This window comes from Oceanicola sp. 22II-s10i (assembly GCF_002210105.1).
Classification (GTDB): Bacteria; Pseudomonadota; Alphaproteobacteria; order Rhodobacterales; family Rhodobacteraceae; genus Pseudooceanicola.
In genome coordinates this window covers 60,986-76,226 of sequence record NZ_AQQU01000007.1, presented here as the reverse complement: position 1 = coordinate 76,226, position 15,241 = coordinate 60,986, and the positions used below count along the sequence as shown (strand labels likewise).

The 15,241-nt window shown below is 68.0% G+C and carries 12 protein-coding genes; 2 read left to right on the top strand and 10 right to left on the bottom strand.

The window, feature by feature from the left end:
- Window positions 1-96: 96 nt before the first annotated feature.
- Window positions 97-579 carry a hypothetical protein gene (locus ATO6_RS17170; protein WP_088625263.1) on the top strand — a complete coding sequence of 161 codons (483 nt, stop codon included), beginning with the start codon at window positions 97-99 and terminating at the stop codon, window positions 577-579.
- A gap of 153 nt (window positions 580-732) precedes the next feature.
- Here ATO6_RS17170 and ATO6_RS17165 read toward each other — a convergent pair whose 3' ends face one another.
- Both ATO6_RS17165 and ATO6_RS17160 read right to left on the bottom strand, forming a co-directional pair.
- Complete coding sequence (locus ATO6_RS17165; RefSeq protein WP_088625262.1) at window positions 733-3,153, bottom strand: FAD-dependent oxidoreductase; 2,421 nt, start codon at window positions 3,151-3,153, stop codon at window positions 733-735.
- A gap of 108 nt (window positions 3,154-3,261) precedes the next feature.
- Window positions 3,262-4,479, bottom strand: a complete 1,218-nt coding sequence (locus tag ATO6_RS17160; RefSeq protein ID WP_088625261.1) for a DUF2254 domain-containing protein — start codon at window positions 4,477-4,479, stop codon at window positions 3,262-3,264.
- A 260-nt stretch (window positions 4,480-4,739) separates the two neighbouring features.
- Here ATO6_RS17160 and ATO6_RS17155 point away from each other — a divergent pair, with 260 nt between their 5' ends.
- Window positions 4,740-7,148, top strand: coding sequence for an FAD-dependent oxidoreductase (locus ATO6_RS17155; protein WP_088625260.1), 2,409 nt, complete (start codon window positions 4,740-4,742; stop codon window positions 7,146-7,148).
- Window positions 7,149-7,158: 10 nt separating this feature from the next.
- On the opposite strand, the gene lpxB is transcribed toward ATO6_RS17155, so the two are convergent.
- From lpxB to rseP, 8 genes are all read right to left on the bottom strand, one after another.
- The gene (gene lpxB, locus ATO6_RS17150; RefSeq protein ID WP_088625259.1) at window positions 7,159-8,322 is read right to left on the bottom strand and encodes a lipid-A-disaccharide synthase; all 1,164 of its coding nucleotides are present in this window, start codon (window positions 8,320-8,322) and stop codon (window positions 7,159-7,161) included.
- Complete coding sequence (locus tag ATO6_RS17145) at window positions 8,319-9,122, bottom strand: LpxI family protein (protein ID WP_088625258.1); 804 nt, start codon at window positions 9,120-9,122, stop codon at window positions 8,319-8,321. Before ATO6_RS17145 ends, lpxB begins: the two co-directional genes overlap by 4 nt.
- Window positions 9,123-9,926 carry an acyl-ACP--UDP-N-acetylglucosamine O-acyltransferase gene (gene lpxA, locus ATO6_RS17140; RefSeq protein ID WP_088625257.1) on the bottom strand — a complete coding sequence of 268 codons (804 nt, stop codon included), beginning with the start codon at window positions 9,924-9,926 and terminating at the stop codon, window positions 9,123-9,125.
- 4 nt (window positions 9,927-9,930) lie between these two features.
- Window positions 9,931-10,395 carry a 3-hydroxyacyl-ACP dehydratase FabZ gene (fabZ, locus tag ATO6_RS17135; protein WP_088625256.1) on the bottom strand — a complete coding sequence of 155 codons (465 nt, stop codon included), beginning with the start codon at window positions 10,393-10,395 and terminating at the stop codon, window positions 9,931-9,933.
- Between the two features lie 79 nt (window positions 10,396-10,474).
- Window positions 10,475-11,089: an OmpH family outer membrane protein gene (locus ATO6_RS17130; protein ID WP_088625255.1), complete on the bottom strand. Its 615-nt coding sequence runs from the start codon at window positions 11,087-11,089 to the stop codon at window positions 10,475-10,477.
- 5 nt (window positions 11,090-11,094) lie between these two features.
- Window positions 11,095-13,386, bottom strand: a complete 2,292-nt coding sequence (bamA, locus tag ATO6_RS17125; RefSeq protein WP_254919191.1) for an outer membrane protein assembly factor BamA — start codon at window positions 13,384-13,386, stop codon at window positions 11,095-11,097.
- Between the two features lie 233 nt (window positions 13,387-13,619).
- Window positions 13,620-13,754, bottom strand: coding sequence for a hypothetical protein (locus ATO6_RS25495; RefSeq protein WP_254919190.1), 135 nt, complete (start codon window positions 13,752-13,754; stop codon window positions 13,620-13,622).
- 129 nt (window positions 13,755-13,883) lie between these two features.
- A complete protein-coding gene (rseP, locus tag ATO6_RS17120; protein WP_088625254.1) occupies window positions 13,884-15,227 on the bottom strand; it encodes an RIP metalloprotease RseP in 1,344 nt (447 codons plus the stop codon).
- Between the last annotated feature and the right edge of the window lie 14 nt (window positions 15,228-15,241).

Below are 15,241 nucleotides of genomic sequence, written 5' to 3'. Positions count from 1 at the left end.
ACCCTCAAGGCCCTTGGGATGACAGATCGCCCGAGGGGGGTCAATCGGTTTCGAGATGTGATTTGCCTAACGCGCCGGGCTGGGGAGAATGGAGGCATGACACGTTTCCCGCGCCTCCTCCCCGCCCTCGCCGTGCTGACCCTGCTCGGGGCCTGCCTCCCCTATTCGCTCTATTACCGCGCCGGGGCGACCACCGACCGGGCCCGCGCCGACGAGGTCGCCTGCGGGCGGATCGCCCTGTCGCAGGCCCCGGTGGCGATCGAACGGGAATGGATCCCCGGCGAGGTCTACCGCGGCCGTCCGATCTGCGACGACAAGGGCCGCTGCCGCCCCGGCCCGGTCCGGCGCTCTCCGCCGCAGCTTTACGAGCGGGATGTGAACGAGGAACTGCGCGGCATGATCGCGCGGCAATGCATGGCGGACCGGGGTTATCAGCGGGTGACGCTGCCGGCCTGTTCCGAGGCGGTGTCGAAGGCGGTGACGCCGGGGATCACGCGCACGATGCCGCGGATCAACGGCAAGGCCTGCGTGATCCGGCGCGGCGGGGACAACTACCAGATCGTGCCGATCGCGGGGTGAGTTGGGCGGGGATTGCGCCTGGCGGCGCCCGCCGGGGGGCTGTCTGCCCCCCGGACCCCCCGAAAGTATTTGAGACCAGAAGAAGCAGGGGACTGGCGCTGCACCCGGGGGGTGGATAGGCCGGACGATTCTGCGCATGCCCGTGGTGCCGGGTCAGGCCCGGAGGCGGTGGCCTTCCGGGTCGAAGGGGGGCTCTGCGAGGATCGTGCCCTTGTGCGGGCGGCCGAGGATCATGACCTCGACCCGGTCGCCGGGCGCGCCCGCCTTGAGGTGCGCGAGCGCGAGGGACTGGCCGACGCTGTAGCCGTAGGTGCCGGAGGAGACCTTGCCGATGCCGCGGCCGTTCAGGAAGACCGGCTCGCCGCCTGTTGCGTCGGCGTTGGAGGCCTGCGTGTCGGCCTGGTCGATGGCGATCAGCATGAGTGCCTCGCGCGGCGGGTTGGCGAGGGTCCGCTCCACGGCAGCGCGGTTCAGGAACTCCTTGTCGAGCTTGACGAGGCGGTCGAGGGCGACCTCCTGCGGCCAGTATTCGGGCGAGTATTCGCGGCTCCACGAGCCGTAGCCCTTCTCTATGCGCAGCGACATGAGGGCGCGAGAGCCGACCGGACCCGCGCCGTGCGGGCGCGCGGCGTCAAGAAGGGCCGTGTAGAGGCGGGTCTGGTCTTCGGTCGCGCAGTGGAGTTCCCAGCCGAAATCGCCGGTGAAGGAGACCCGCAGCGCCATGACTTCGATCCCGGCCAGCGTGATCCGCCGGGAGCGCATGAAGGGGAAGTCCGCCGTGGCCAACGAGGCGTTGGTGAGGGACTGGAGGATGTCGCGCGACAGGGGACCGGCGACATTGAAGCCGCAGACGGCTTCGGTCAGCGAAGTAAAGGTGGTGCCATCGGGCAGCGGGACCTGTTTGAAGAAGCGCTGGTGGTAGCGTTCGGCCATGCCGGACCCGATGACCCAGAACTCGTCCTCGGCCAGCCGGGTGACGGTGAAATCCCCCGCGATCCCGCCGCGGGTGCCGATCAGGGGGGTCAGGCATGAGCGGCCGACGCTTTTCGGCATGCGGTTGGCGAAGAGCGCGTTCAGCCAGTCCTCGGCGCCGGGGCCCTGTACGCGGTACTTGGCGAAGTTGGAGATGTCGATGATCCCCGCCTTCTCGCGCAGCATCCGGGCCTCCTGCCCCACCGGTTCCCACCAGTTCTGGCGGGTGAAGCCGAGCGTCTCGGTGACGCCGGGCGCACCTGCGAACCACAGCGGATGTTCCCAGCCGTAGTTCAGGCCGAAGACCGCGCCCATCTCCTTCTGCATCGCGTAGGCGGGGCGGGTGCGAACCGGGCGGCCCGCCGCGCGTTCCTCGTTCGGGAAGTGGATCGAGAAGCGCTTGGAATACTGGTCCTCGACGCGCGCCTTGGTGAAATCCTTGCCCGCCCACGCCCCGAACCGGGCGACGTCCCAGGCGAACATGTCGAATTTCGATTCGCCCGTGGTGATCCATTCCGCCGCCGACAGGCCCATGCCGCCCGATTGCGAGAAGCCGGGGATGATGCCGCAGCAGGCGAAGTAGTTGGAGAGCTCCGGCACCGGGCCGAAGAGGACGTTCGAATCCGGCGACCAGATCATCGGGCCGTTGATGACGCGCTTGATGCCCGCCTCCCCTACCGCGGGCACACGGGCGATGGCGCGCATCATGTTGTCCTCGATCCGTTCGAGGTCGTCGGCAAAGAGCTCGTGCCCGAAGCCGAGGGGCGTGCCCTCCTCGGCCCAGAAGCGCATGTTCTTCTCGTAGGCGCCGACCAGCAGGCCCTTGCCCTCCTGCCGCAGGTAGTACTCGCCGTCGCGGTCGGCGACGGAGGGCAGACGGCGGTCCATCGCGGCGATCTCGGCGATCGTCTCGGTCACGAAATACTGGTGCTCGGTCGGGATCAGCGGCAGCGTCAGGCCCGCCAGCGCGGCGACCTCGCGGGCCCAGAGACCGGCGGCGTTGACGACCCACCGGGTGCGGATGTCGCCCTTGGGGGTGCGGACGATCCATGTGCCGTCGGGCTGCTGTTCCGTCGCGGTGACGGGGGTGAAGCGGTGGATCTCGGCGCCGCGTGCACGGGCGCCGGCGGCATAGGCGTTGGTGACGCCCGAAGGGTCGACGTTGCCGCCATCGGGTTCGAACATGATGCAGCGGATGCCGTCGAAATCGACCAGCGGGTGCAGGCGTTCAGCCTCGTCGCGGGTGACCTCGTGGAAGTTCATCCCGTAGAGCCTGGCCTTGGCGGCCTGCAGGCGCAGCTGGTGTTCTCGGTTCTCGGTCTGGGCGAGGTAGAGCGAGCCGGGCTGGAAGACGCCGCAGCCCTGCCCCGTCTCGGCCTCGAGTTCCTTGTAGAGCTGCATCGTGTAGTGCTGGATGCGGCTGATGTTGGTGCTGTCGTGCAGCCCGTGGATGTTCGCCGCCGCGTGCCAGGTGGAGCCGGAGGTGAGTTCGTCCCGTTCCAGCAGCATGACATCGGTCCAGCCGAGCTTGGCGAGGTGATAGAGGATCGAGCAGCCGATGACTCCGCCGCCGATGACGACGGCCTGTGCGTGGGTTTTCATGCGGATTCGGTCCCCTTCTGGCGTTTCGGGGCCAGATTGACGCGGATTCGCACCGGCGGATTGCCCGAACCCGACAGGTTTCGTCGCAGGCGGGACCTGCCCGGTCGGTCAGTCCCCCGAGATGCGGCGCATTTCGGGTTCGGTCAGATGCTCCTCCGCCCGGTTCCGGGCAGCCTCGCGCAGGCGCCGGGCGGTGAGCTGCAGGTCGAAGGGGCCATGCCGCTCGATCGCGGCCAGGCTCTCGGCGAAGGCGGCCTGAACCTCGACGAAGCCCGCGCCGTCGCGTCCGAGCGGCGCCAGCGCGCGCTCCATCGCCCGCGTGGCGTCGAACCGCGGCAGGTAAAGGCGGTCATGGCTGACCTCGCCGGTCTCGGGCCCGTCGGGATCGCCGAGGATCACCCGCGCGATACGGCGGATCGCGTCGATGCCGGTGCCGGGATCGTTGACGCCGGGCGACAGCGCCCGGCTGCCGATTTCCGAGAGGTTCAGCAGGCCGAAGCCGGGATCCTGCGCGTAGTTCCTGAGCGTGCCGATGGAGAGATGGGCGCGGATGCGGTCGTCCAGCCCGGTGTCGCCGCCATCGGTGCGGGCAATCTCCTCGCCCCGGTGGATGAACGCACCGACATGGCGGGTGACCCAGATGCGGGCGTCGGCCTCTTCCGCGGCCTTCTGCAGCCGGTCCTGGTAGATCTGCTGGAAATAGCCGGACCGCTCGGCAGTCACCGGGCGGGCGTTTTCCGGCACGCTGCCAAGCTCGTGCCCGCCGAGCGCCGGCCACTGCCGCCGCATCTGCCAGGCGGTGTGGGTCTGTTCCTCGATCCGGCTGGCCGTTTCGATCAGCGAGCCGAACATCTCGAGGTGGCTGATCCAGCGCACGATGGCGGCCACGACCAGCAGCGCCACCAGAAGCGTCATGCCGAAGAGGACGAGCAGTTCCTCGCCCTGAAACACCTCGGTTTCCCGCAGGACGATGGCAATGAGGGCGTAAAGATAGGCGCCGACGAAAGTGGCCAGCACCGTGTGGGTCGTGGTGTCCTGCAGCAGGATCTGATGGGCGCGGGGGGTCCAGAGACTGGCCACCGAACGGTGCGTCGCCGCCATCACCGTCAGCGAGAAGGTCGTCACGGTCAGCATGGAGTTCGCGATGATCGACAGGATGTGGTCCACCGATTCCGCCCCGACCTTGTAGCTGATGCCATCGGGGATGAAGATGCTGAACACCTTGGTCAGCACGATGGAGAGCACGGCGAGGAAGGCGATCAGCAGCACGCGCACCACGAGGATGCGGGAGATGTCGTGCGCCTTGCGCAGGAGAGTCGGGATCATTGTCGGCGGGTCCTCGGGCTTGGGGTGTAGTTAGAGGGTTGCGCGGGAGTGTCCAGTGGCGCGACGGCGGCGGGCGCCCGCCGCGGGGGCTCTGCCCCCGCACCCCCGAAGTATTTGGAACCAGAAGAAGCAGGGGGCCGTGCGGTCATGGGCCGGGGTGTCGCGGGTGAGCGTTCCGGCGACATTCCGTGTCGCAAACGGGGTGGTCATCAGGTGCCCGGCGCGACAGGGTGGCGGCAAACAGACGGGGAGTTCCAGCCATGAAAACCACCACCCGCGTTGCGGTCATCGGCGGCGGCGTCGTCGGCTGTTCGGTGCTCTATCACCTGACCAAGCTCGGGTGGTCGGACGTGATGCTGCTGGAGCGGTCGGAGCTGACCTCCGGGTCGACATGGCACGCGGCGGGCGGGTTTCACACGATCAACGGCGACACCAACATGGCGGCGCTGCAGGGCTATACCATCCGGCTCTACAAGGAGCTCGAGGCGATCACCGGCATGTCCTGCGGGCTGCACCATGTCGGCGGCGTGACGCTGGCCGACACGCAGGACCGCTTCGACATGATGCTGGCCGAGCGGGCGAAGCACCGGCACATGGGCCTCGACACGCGGATCGTGACGCCGGAGGAAATCCGCGAGATTGCGCCGGTCACGAATATCGAGGGCATCATCGGCGGGCTTTACGATCCGCTGGACGGGCATCTGGATCCGTCGGGGACGACCCACGCCTATGCAAGGGCCGCGCGGATGCAGGGCGCGACGATCGAGACGCATTGCATGGTGCGGGAGACCCGGCAGCGGCCTGACGGGACATGGGATGTCGTGACCGACAAGGGCACGATCCATGCCGAACATGTGGTCAACGCGGGCGGGCTCTGGGCGCGCGAGGTGGCGGCGATGGCGGGGGTTTACCTGCCGCTGCACCCGATGGAGCATCACTACATCGTCACCGACGACATCCCCTTCATCTACGAGCGTGGAGAGGAACATCCGCACGTCATGGATCCGGCGGGCGAGAGCTATCTCCGGCAGGAGGGGCGCGGGCTGTGCATCGGCTTCTACGAGCAGCGCGCCAAGCCATGGGCCGTCGACGGCACGCCCTGGGATTTCGGGCACGAGCTGCTGCCGGACGATCTGGACAAGATTTCCGACAGCATCGAGTTTGCCTATCGCCGCTTCCCGGTGCTGGCGGATGCCGGGGTCAAGACGGTGATCCACGGGCCCTTCACCTTCGCCCCCGACGGCAACCCGCTGGTCGGGCCGGTGCCGGGGCTCAGGAACTACTGGTCGGCCTGCGCGGTGATGGCCGGGTTCTCTCAGGGTGGCGGCGTGGGGCTGATGCTGGCGCAGTGGATGGTCGATGGCGAGTGCGAACGCGACACCGCCAGCTTCGACGTGGCGCGGTTCGGGACCTGGACGACGCCGGGCTACACCCGGCCCAAGGTGATCGAGAACTACCAGACCCGCTTCTCCGTCGCCTATCCGAACGAGGAAAAGCCCGCAGCGCGGCCATTCCGCACGACGCCGATGTATCCGGTGTTCGACGCCATGGGCGCGGTCTGGGGCCAGCAATACGGGCTGGAGGTGGTGAACTACTTCGCCGAGGGCGATGAGCCGCGCTACGAGACGCCGTCGTTCCGCCGGTCGAACGCCTTTGACGCGACGGCGCGCGAAGTGAAGGCGGTGCGCGAGGCGGTCGGGATCAACGAGGTGCAGAACTTCGGCAAATACAGCGTGACCGGCCCGAACGCGCGGGCCTGGCTGGACCGGATCATGGCCGGGCGGATCCCGCAGCCGGGCCGCCTGTCGCTGACCCCGATGCTCAGCCGTGCCGGGCGGATCATCGGGGATTTCACCGTCTCCTGCCTTGCCGAGGGCGATTTCCGGGTCACGGCGAGCTACGGCGCGCAGGCCTATCACCTGCGGTCGTTCATGCAGCACCTCGAGGACGGCGTGCGGGTTGAGAACATCTCGGACAGCGTGACGGGGTTCCAGATCGCGGGACCTGCGGCGCGGGATGTTCTGGCGGCCTGCACGCGGGATGACGTGACGGGGATGCGCTTCCTCGACGTGCGGCGGATGACGGTGGGGATGGCGGACTGCGTCGTGCAGCGGGTCAGCTACACCGGCGATCTGGGGTATGAGATCTACTGCGATCACATGAGCCAGCGAAGCCTTTGGGACGCGCTCTGGTCCGCCGGTCAGGCGCACGGGATGAAGCCGTTCGGGATGCGGGCGATGATGTCGCTCAGGCTCGACCGGATGTTCGGGTCGTGGCTGAGGGAGTTCTCGCCGGACTACACCCCCGCCGAGACCGGGCTGGACCGGTTCATCGCGTGGAAGAAGGATGCGGACTTCATCGGGCGTGCTGCTGCCGAGGCCGAACGGACGAAGGGACCCGCGCGGTATCTGGTGGGCTTCGTCGTCGATGCGGCGGATACCGATGTGCATGGGTACGAACCGATCTGGCTGGATGGCGAGGTTGTGGGCTTCTGCACCTCGGGCGGCTATTCGCATCATCTGGGCCAGAGCCTCGCCTTTGGCTTCGTGCCGAAGGATGCCGACCGCGAGGGGCTGGAGGTCGAGATCGAGATCCTCGGCGACCGGCGGCCTGCTCGGCGCATCGACGCGCCGCTCTGGGATGCGGACGGGGCGCGGATGCGGGGGTAACGGCTGGGGCCTAGCCGCGTCCGAGCCCGCTCAGCACGGCGCGCGCGGCCCGCAGGCCGGGGTGTTCTCCGCCCTGCCCCAACCGCTCCATGCACTCGGCCAGCGCCGCCATCTGGTGGCGGGGATGGTCTATCACCTCGGCCAGTGCACCGGCGATCGACACCGGTCGGCAGGCGCGGCCAATGAATTCGGGGACCGCGCGGGTGCCTGTGACGAGGTTCGGCAATGTGACCGTGTCCACCTTCAGCAGCCGCGTCACGATTGCCCGGCTGAGCGGATGCAGGTCATAGGCGACCACCATCGGGGTCCCCGCCGCCGCGAGTTCCAGGGTGACGGAGCCCGAGGCCGCCAGCGCCACGTCGGCGGCGCGGAACGCGGCATGCTTGGCCTCCGCCAACCTCTCCGCCCCGATTTCACGCGGGTCGAGGATCAGGGGGCGCACGGCCCAGCCGGAACAGGCCTCGGTCACCGTCCCGATCACCGAAGGCGCTGCGGGGATCACCACGCGCATGTCCGGATGGCGGGGGCGCAGTCGTTCCAGCGCGTCGTCCATCACGGGGGCCAGTCGCGCGACCTCGGACCGGCGCGAGCCCGGCAGGGCCAGAAGCAGCGGCGCGTCTCCGATGCCATGGGCCAGACGGAAGGCCGCCGCCTGCGCCTCGGTCGCGGGTGGTGTGGCAGCGACCGGATGGCCGACGAAATCGCAGCGGATCCCCGAGGCGGCCCAGTGTGGCGGCTCGAACGGGAACAGGGCGAGGACCTGGTCGATCACACCCTTCATCCGCGCGGCGCGCCGGGGGCGCCAGGCCCAGATCGTGGGGGCGACGTAATGCACGGTGCGGATCCGGGCACGGGCCCTGACCGCACGGGCGACCCGGAGGCAGAAGTCGGGGCTGTCGATTGTGATCAGCACGTCCGGTCGGGTATCGAGGACGGCCTTCACCGCCTGCCGCAGGCGGCGGCGCAGGGCGGGATAGCGCGGCAGCACCTCGGCCAGCCCCATGACCGTCAGGTCCGACATGGGGAAACGCGACACGAGCCCCTGCGCTTCCATCTCCGGGCCGCCGATCCCGTCGAAGCTCACCCCCGGCTCCAGCGAGCGCAGACCGGACATCAGGGCCGCGCCAAGCGCATCGCCCGACGGCTCGCCCGCGATCAGGAAAACCCGTGTCATTCGCCCCGCGCCAGAACGAACAGCCCCGCGTCCTCGGCCGCCGCGACCACGGCGGCACGATCGAGGATCAGGACCCGTCCGGCCTCCACCACGATCCCGGCCAGCCCGGCGCGGGCGGCAAGGTCGACGGTCACGGGGCCGATGGCGGGCATATCGGCCCGCAGGTCCTGCCCGTCCTTGGCCCATTTCACCAGAACACCCGCGGCGTCGGGGCGATGATGCGCCGGGGTCTCGGCCACCTGCCGCAGCATGGCGTCGGTGCCCTGCACCGTCTCGATCCCCAGACAGCGCCCGCCGGCCACGACCGCCGCCTGCCCCACGTCCAGCGGCCCGAGCGCGCCGAGGATCGCCTCGGCCCGGTCCGCATCCGCGCGGTGGCCGTCGGCGGGCGCAGGTCCGGCGACCAGCCCCGGTTCAGCCACCAGATGCGGTGCGACCTCGTGCGCGCCGAGCACCTCGAGCCCCTGCCCTTCGAAAAAGCCGATCACCAGCCGCATGACGGCGTCGTCGCCGCGTTTCACCGCGACCGAAAGGGCGGTGGCCAGCGCGCGGGTCTCGGAGTCGAAGGCGGTCTGGTCGAGCGCGGGGCGTTTCAGAGACCCGGCCAGCACGATCCGTTCGGTTCCGACAGAGCGCAGTTCGGACACCACGCGGCCTAGCGTTTCGAACCGGTGCGCGGTGCCGCTGGTCGGGGTCAGCAGCGTTTCGACCCCCGCGAAGGTCACGACATGGACTTCGGCGCTGGCGGCCACCTCGACCGGCAGGCGCCCCCCGAAGGCAATCAGCCCGATCCGTGCCATTCAGCGGTCGCCCGGCGTCAGGAACGACCGTCCGGCGCCATTGGTGACGAAGGCCACGATCCGCCGGACGTAATCGCTGTCGGTATCCTCACCGAGACGCCGCGCGCGGTCCTGAAAGGTGCCCTCACCCTGCGCAAGTGTCTGGAACGCGGCCCTGAGCGCGGTGATGTCCGACCGGGCCACCCCCTGCCGCTTGAGCCCGACGAGGTTCAGCCCGTCGATGGTCCCGCGCGGCGCCTGCACGAGGCTGTAGGGGATCACGTCATGCGTCACCATGGTGACGGCGCCGACGATGGAGCCCTGCCCGATCCGCACCCACTGGTGAACCCCGGTCAGCCCGCCGAGGATCACGTCATCGCCGATGTCGCAATGACCGCCGACCGAGGCGTGATTGACCAGCACCACCCGGTCCCCGATCCGCACGTCATGCGCGACATGACAGCCCGCCATGAACAGGCCATCGTCGCCGACGACCGTGGCCCCGGTCCCGGCAGCGGTGCCGGAGTTCATCGTCACATGCTCGCGGATCCGGTTCCGGCGGCCGACAATCAGGCGGGACGGTTCGCCCCCGTATTTCTTGTCCTGCGGCGATCCGCCGATGACGGCAAAGGGATGGATCTCGGTCCCCTCCCCGATCCCGGTCGCGCCGGACACCACGACATGGGACATCAGCCGGACACCGGCGCCCAGCACGACCTCGGGTCCTACATGACAGAACGGCCCGATCTCGCAGCCCGCGCCGACATGCGCGCCCGGCTCGACCACGGCCGAGGGGTGGACGCGCGCGGCGGGGCTGACGGACATGGGCCTACTCCTTGGGCAGGTCCATCATCGCGGTGAACTCGGCCTCGCAGGCCAGTTCCCCGCCGACCTCGGCGCGGCCGCCGAATTTCCAGACCTTGCCGCCGGGCTTGCCGCGCAGGGTGGTCAGGTGCATTTCCAGCACGTCTCCGGGCACGACCATGCGCCGGAACTTGCAGCTTTCGATGGCCATGAAATAGACCAGCATGTTGCGGTCGGCCATGTTCAGCGCGGTGCCGACCATGACGGCTGCGGTCTGGGCCATCGCCTCGACGATGGTGACGCCGGGCATGATCGGCTTGCCGGGGAAATGACCCTGGAAATGCGGCTCGTTCATGGTGACGTTCTTGATCCCGCGCGCGGACTGGTAGCCGTCGATGTCCTCGACCCGGTCGACCAGCAGGAACGGATAACGGTGCGGAATGATCCGCTGGATCAGGGCGATGTCCGCTCGGGTCGGGGTATCGGTCATGGGCTGTCCTTTCCTTGGCACCCTGCGGGCGCGCGTCGACGAGAATTACCAAGCGCTGTGCGACGGGGCAACCGCCCGCTCAGTCCCGCCCGGTCTGTGGTGCGGGGTCGCCCGGCGTGTCATCGGGCGCCGCCTCACCGGGGGCGCCGGCCGCTTCGTTCAGCCGGCGCACCAGTTCGTCGGTGATGTTCGCGGCCTCGTCGACCAGAAAGACCGACCGCAGCTCAAGGATCACCGGCACGTTGAAGTCGGCCATGATCTGCTGCAGCACCGGCTGCGCGGCCACCAGGAACTCGCGCCGGGCCTCTTCGCCGATCTGCCCTATGGCGCGGGTCTTGGCGTCCTGTTCCTCGCGGATGCGGCGGACCTTTTCGTCAAAGGCATCGGCCAGTTCCCGAAAGGCGTCGGGTTCCATCGTGGGGCGCCGCGCGGTCAGCGCCTGCTCCTCTTCGGTCAGCTCGGCCTCGATCCGGCGGTTCTCGGTCGCGAGCGCACGGCTTTCGCGGTCCACTTCCTCGGCCATCGCCTGACCGAAGGGCGAACGGGCAAAGGCGTCCTCGCTGTCGATGACCAGCACGTTGCCGCGGGATTCGCCCAGCCCGGCATCCTGCGCCTGAACTGGCAGCGCCACGACGGCCACCAGCAGCGCGGACCGCAGCCCGCGCGTCAGCCCGGACAGAGCCCCGCGCAGCATGGCGATCAGAACTTGGTGGACACGGTCAGGTCGAACCGCTGCTCGTTGTCGTAGCTTTCCTTCTTGAGCGCGCGCGACCAGTTGAAGCGAAGCGGACCGATCGGCGTGTCCCAGAACAGCGACAGGCCGATGACGTGCCGGAAGTTGGGCGAGTTGTTCACCACCTGGTTGCCCGCGCCGATATTGCCCGCGCCGTCATAGCCCCAGACGGTGCCGACGTCGTAGAACGCGCCGCCGCTGATCCCGTATTCCTCGGGCAGGCCCAGCGGGAATTCCATCTCGAACTGGGCCACGGCGTAGAACTTGCCGCCAAGCGCGTCGTTCACCGTGCCGCCGTTGGTGGCGGTGTCTATTTCCCGCGGGCCGAGGCCGTCGGGTTCGAAGCCGCGCATGATCGTGTTGCCGATCAGGTAACGGTCGGTCGTGCGGGTGCTGTAGCCGCCGACGCCGTGCAGGACGCCGCCGTTCACCGTGGCGCGCAGGGTGACCTCTTCGTTCCAGACCCGTGTCTGGGCCATCGCCCGCGCCCCGGTCTTGACGTAGCGGGCGTCGCCGCCCAGACCGGCCACGTCCTGACCGAAGTTCAGAACCAGCCCGGTGTTCGGGTTCAGCCCGGTGCGCCGGGAATCGTAGGTGAACTCATACCCCACGGACGAGGCGAAGAGCCCGCCGCGCGCCGCTTCGGCCGCGATGATGCCGCCGACGGTGGTCCCGTCGAGGATCATGTCGGTGTAGCGGAAATCGTACTTGAGCTTGAGCCGCGACGCCTCGGAGATCGGGAAGCTGAGCCCGGTCGACAGCGTCACGTTCTTGGTGTCGTAGTTCGCGAACTGGTTGTCCGTTTCGTAATAACCGCCGCCGAAATCGAAGCCGACGTTCCGGCCGAGGAAGGCGGGTTCGGAGAACGACATCGTGTAGGCCCGGTTGGACGTCGCGCCCGAGAAGGCGAATTCCAGCGTCTGGCCACGGCCGAGGAAGTTGTCCTCGCGGAACGAGGCCGCGACGCCGAAGCCGCCGTTGGTCGAATAGGTGCCACCGAAGCTGAGCGAGCCGGTCGGCTGCTCCTCGACGTTCACGTTGACGACGACCTGATCGGGGCTGGAGCCTTCGCGGGTCTGCACGTCGGCGGATTCGAAATACCCGAGCGCCCGGATCCGTTCGGCGCTTTCACGCACTTCGCGGGGGTTGAACGGATCGCCTTCGGCGGTGCGGAACTGGCGGCGGACGACCTGATCAAGCGTGGTCGTGTTGCCTTCGATGTCGATCCGTTCGACGAACACACGCGGGCCGCGGGTCAGGACGAATTCGATATCGAGCGTCAGGTCGCGGTCGTTGCGGGTGATCTGCGGTTCGACCCGCAGGAAGTCGATGCTCTTCTGGATCGCGAGGCGTTCCATACGGGCGATCACGTTCTCCACTCGGACCGGTGAGTAGACCGTGCCGCTGCGGATGTTGACGGAGCGCTGGAAGTCGGCCACCTCGGCCTGGCTGTGCTGCGAGGACACGGTGATCTTGCCGAACCGGAACTGCTGGCCCTCGGTCACGTTGAAGGTCAGGAAATGCCCGTCGCGTTCCTGCGACAGCTCGGCCTTGACCGAGTTGATGCGGAAATCGACATAGCCCCGCGACAGGTAGAAATCGCGCAGCAGCTGACGGTCGAAGTTCAGCCGGTCCTCGGAATAGGTATCGCTCTGGATCAGGGTGCGCAGCAGGCCGGCCTGCTTGGAGCCGACGACCCGGCGCAGACGCCCGTCCGAGAATTTCTGGTTGCCGACAAAGCTCACACGCTCAAGCTCGACGATCCCGCCTTCGAAGATCTCGAACACGAGGTCGACGCGGTTGTTGCCGATGCGGATGACCCGCGGCGTGACCCGTGCGGCGCTGCGGCCGGACTGCGAATAGGCCTGCGCGATCGCCTGCGCGTCGGCCTCGGCCCGGTTGGCGGAATAGACGTAGCGCGACCGCGACCCGATGGTGCGGGCCAGCACGTCGTCCTCGATCCGGCGGTTGCCTTCGAAGCTGATGCGGTTGATCGTCGGGAATTCCACGACGCGGATCACGAGGGTGCCGCCGCGCGGCTCCATATCCACGGATTCGAAAAGCCCGGAGCGCACGATGCGCTGATAGGCGTCATTCAGATCCGCCGCCGAAACCGTCTGGCCGCGCGGGATGGCCGCATAACTGAGGATGGTGCCGGATTCGATCCTCTCGTTGCCCGATACGGACACGCTGGAGAACCGATAACTCTGTGCCTCCGCAGTGGTGGTGAAGGCGGCAAACAGCAGCGTAACACACACGACTATCAGAGAAATCGCGTGACGCACTCCACTCGGGCGCCCCGATTGACCCGAGGGTCCCTTACCCCGTTTCGACAGCATTTTCTCTTCCCGGTCAGACATCCAGTGTCTTCGTGGTATCGGGTATGCAAGCCCTTGTCAAAACAGCAAACGCGCAACCTTTGCAGGGGTTGCGCGTGCGGGCCGAGGGATGTGGCCTGAGGGTTGGGAATCCGGTCCGCGACCGGGTGCCGTCAGCTGAGGACAGTGTGCAGAAGCGCGCCGCTGGCCAGAGCCATGACGATCGCCGTGACATAGAGAATCCTGTCCCAGTTCAGGACGAAAAGAAGCGACAGGCCTTTGTAGCCGTTCTGGATAGCATGTGCCATTTCACCGATCCCATATGCGTTTTGAGTGTTCCGCTTGGGTGCGGGTATGCCCGCAGAATCTGGCGCGAATCTGGATCTGAATGCGGCGAAAATGTGGCGCCCGCCCCTGACGTGGGGGCAGAAGCAGGATCAGGGGCAGAAAAGATCGTTGGTCAGGGCAAAGACCATCAGCGACAGCACCAGCGTCAGACCCGCAGCCATCAGCACGCGCAGCGCGCGATCCGACGGCGGACGGCCCGTGGCCGCCTCGAACGCGTAGAAAACGAGGTGTCCGCCATCGAGAACCGGCACCGGGAACAGGTTCAGCAGGCCGACCGCCGTGGACAGCGCGGCGACGAACCACACGAAACTCTCGGCCCCCTGGCTGGCCATCGCGCCGGATGTCTGCGCGATTCCGATCGGGCCGGTCATGTTGCAGGTGCTGATCGCGCCCGTGGCCATGTGCCACAGGCCGGAAATCGAACTGGTGACGATGCGCCAGGTCTGGCCCAGCCCGTCGGCCAGCGCCTCGACCGGGCCGACGGTTTCCGTCGCCGGTTCGAATGCCAGCCCGCCGACGATGCCGATGCGCCACCGGGTTTCGAATCCGCCCTCGGGCTGGGGTTCGTCGACACGCCGCGGGGCAAGCACGAAGTCCAGTTCCGCCTCCTCGCCCGGCCGGTAGACCGTGATCTGGATCGGCGCGCCCTCCGCACCCTCGACGTAGCTCTTGAGCTGTTCGAAGGCGCTGATCCGCTCGCCCTCGATCGAGGTGATGACGTCCCCGGCCTTCAGGCCGATGTCATATGCCGCCGACTGCGGGGCGAGCTGAGAGATGATCGGCGGATAGAGGTTCGGACCGGTGACGGTGATCTCCTGCCCGTCGCGGCGGACGGCATAGTCCAGCGGGGCGGTGGCCGGCAGCGCATCGCCGAACGCTTCCATCGCCGTGCCGTCGCTGAAGGCGGGCACCTGGACACCGGCCACGGCCAGCACCTCGTCGCCCGCCTGAAGCTCGTATCCCGCATCCGGCAGCTGGCGCATCTCGCCCACCGTCAGCGGTTCGGCCACCTGCCCCCGCAGCATGAAGAGCGCGGTGAAGACGATGATCGACAGCACGAAGTTGAAAACCGGCCCCGCGGCGACCGTGGCCGTCCGCGCCCAGAGCGGCGCGCCGTGCATCGTGCGCCGGTGATCCGCCTCCGACATCCGGCCCATGGCCTCGCCGTCCTTGCCCGAGGCCGCGTTCAGGTCGCCCATGAAGCGGACGTAGCCGCCAAAGGGCAGCGCCGCGAGCTGCCATTGCGTGCCGTGCCGGTCGGTGCGCGAAAACAGGACGGGCCCGAAGCCGAGCGAGAAGACCTCGGCATGGATGCCCGACCAGCGGCCGACGATGTAGTGGCCGTATTCATGGATCGCCACGATGATCGAGAGCGCCACCACGAAGGCCACCAGCGTCATCACGACGCCGCCGAATTCGGGCAGAAAGGCCATGTGGAAAATCCCCT

Excerpts from the sequence above, each read along its gene's own strand:
- ATO6_RS17170 (WP_088625263.1), top strand. The coding sequence starts at position 97 with ATGACACGTTTCCCGCGCCTCCTCCCCGCCCTCGCCGTGCTGACCCTG.
- ATO6_RS17165 (WP_088625262.1), bottom strand. The coding sequence starts at position 3,153 with ATGAAAACCCACGCACAGGCCGTCGTCATCGGCGGCGGAGTCATCGGC.
- ATO6_RS17160 (WP_088625261.1), bottom strand. The coding sequence starts at position 4,479 with ATGATCCCGACTCTCCTGCGCAAGGCGCACGACATCTCCCGCATCCTC.
- ATO6_RS17155 (WP_088625260.1), top strand. The coding sequence starts at position 4,740 with ATGAAAACCACCACCCGCGTTGCGGTCATCGGCGGCGGCGTCGTCGGC.
- lpxB (WP_088625259.1), bottom strand. The coding sequence starts at position 8,322 with ATGACACGGGTTTTCCTGATCGCGGGCGAGCCGTCGGGCGATGCGCTT.
- ATO6_RS17145 (WP_088625258.1), bottom strand. The coding sequence starts at position 9,122 with ATGGCACGGATCGGGCTGATTGCCTTCGGGGGGCGCCTGCCGGTCGAG.
- lpxA (WP_088625257.1), bottom strand. The coding sequence starts at position 9,926 with ATGTCCGTCAGCCCCGCCGCGCGCGTCCACCCCTCGGCCGTGGTCGAG.
- fabZ (WP_088625256.1), bottom strand. The coding sequence starts at position 10,395 with ATGACCGATACCCCGACCCGAGCGGACATCGCCCTGATCCAGCGGATC.
- ATO6_RS17130 (WP_088625255.1), bottom strand. The coding sequence starts at position 11,089 with ATGCTGCGCGGGGCTCTGTCCGGGCTGACGCGCGGGCTGCGGTCCGCG.
- ATO6_RS25495 (WP_254919190.1), bottom strand. The coding sequence starts at position 13,754 with ATGGCACATGCTATCCAGAACGGCTACAAAGGCCTGTCGCTTCTTTTC.
- rseP (WP_088625254.1), bottom strand. The coding sequence starts at position 15,227 with ATGGCCTTTCTGCCCGAATTCGGCGGCGTCGTGATGACGCTGGTGGCC.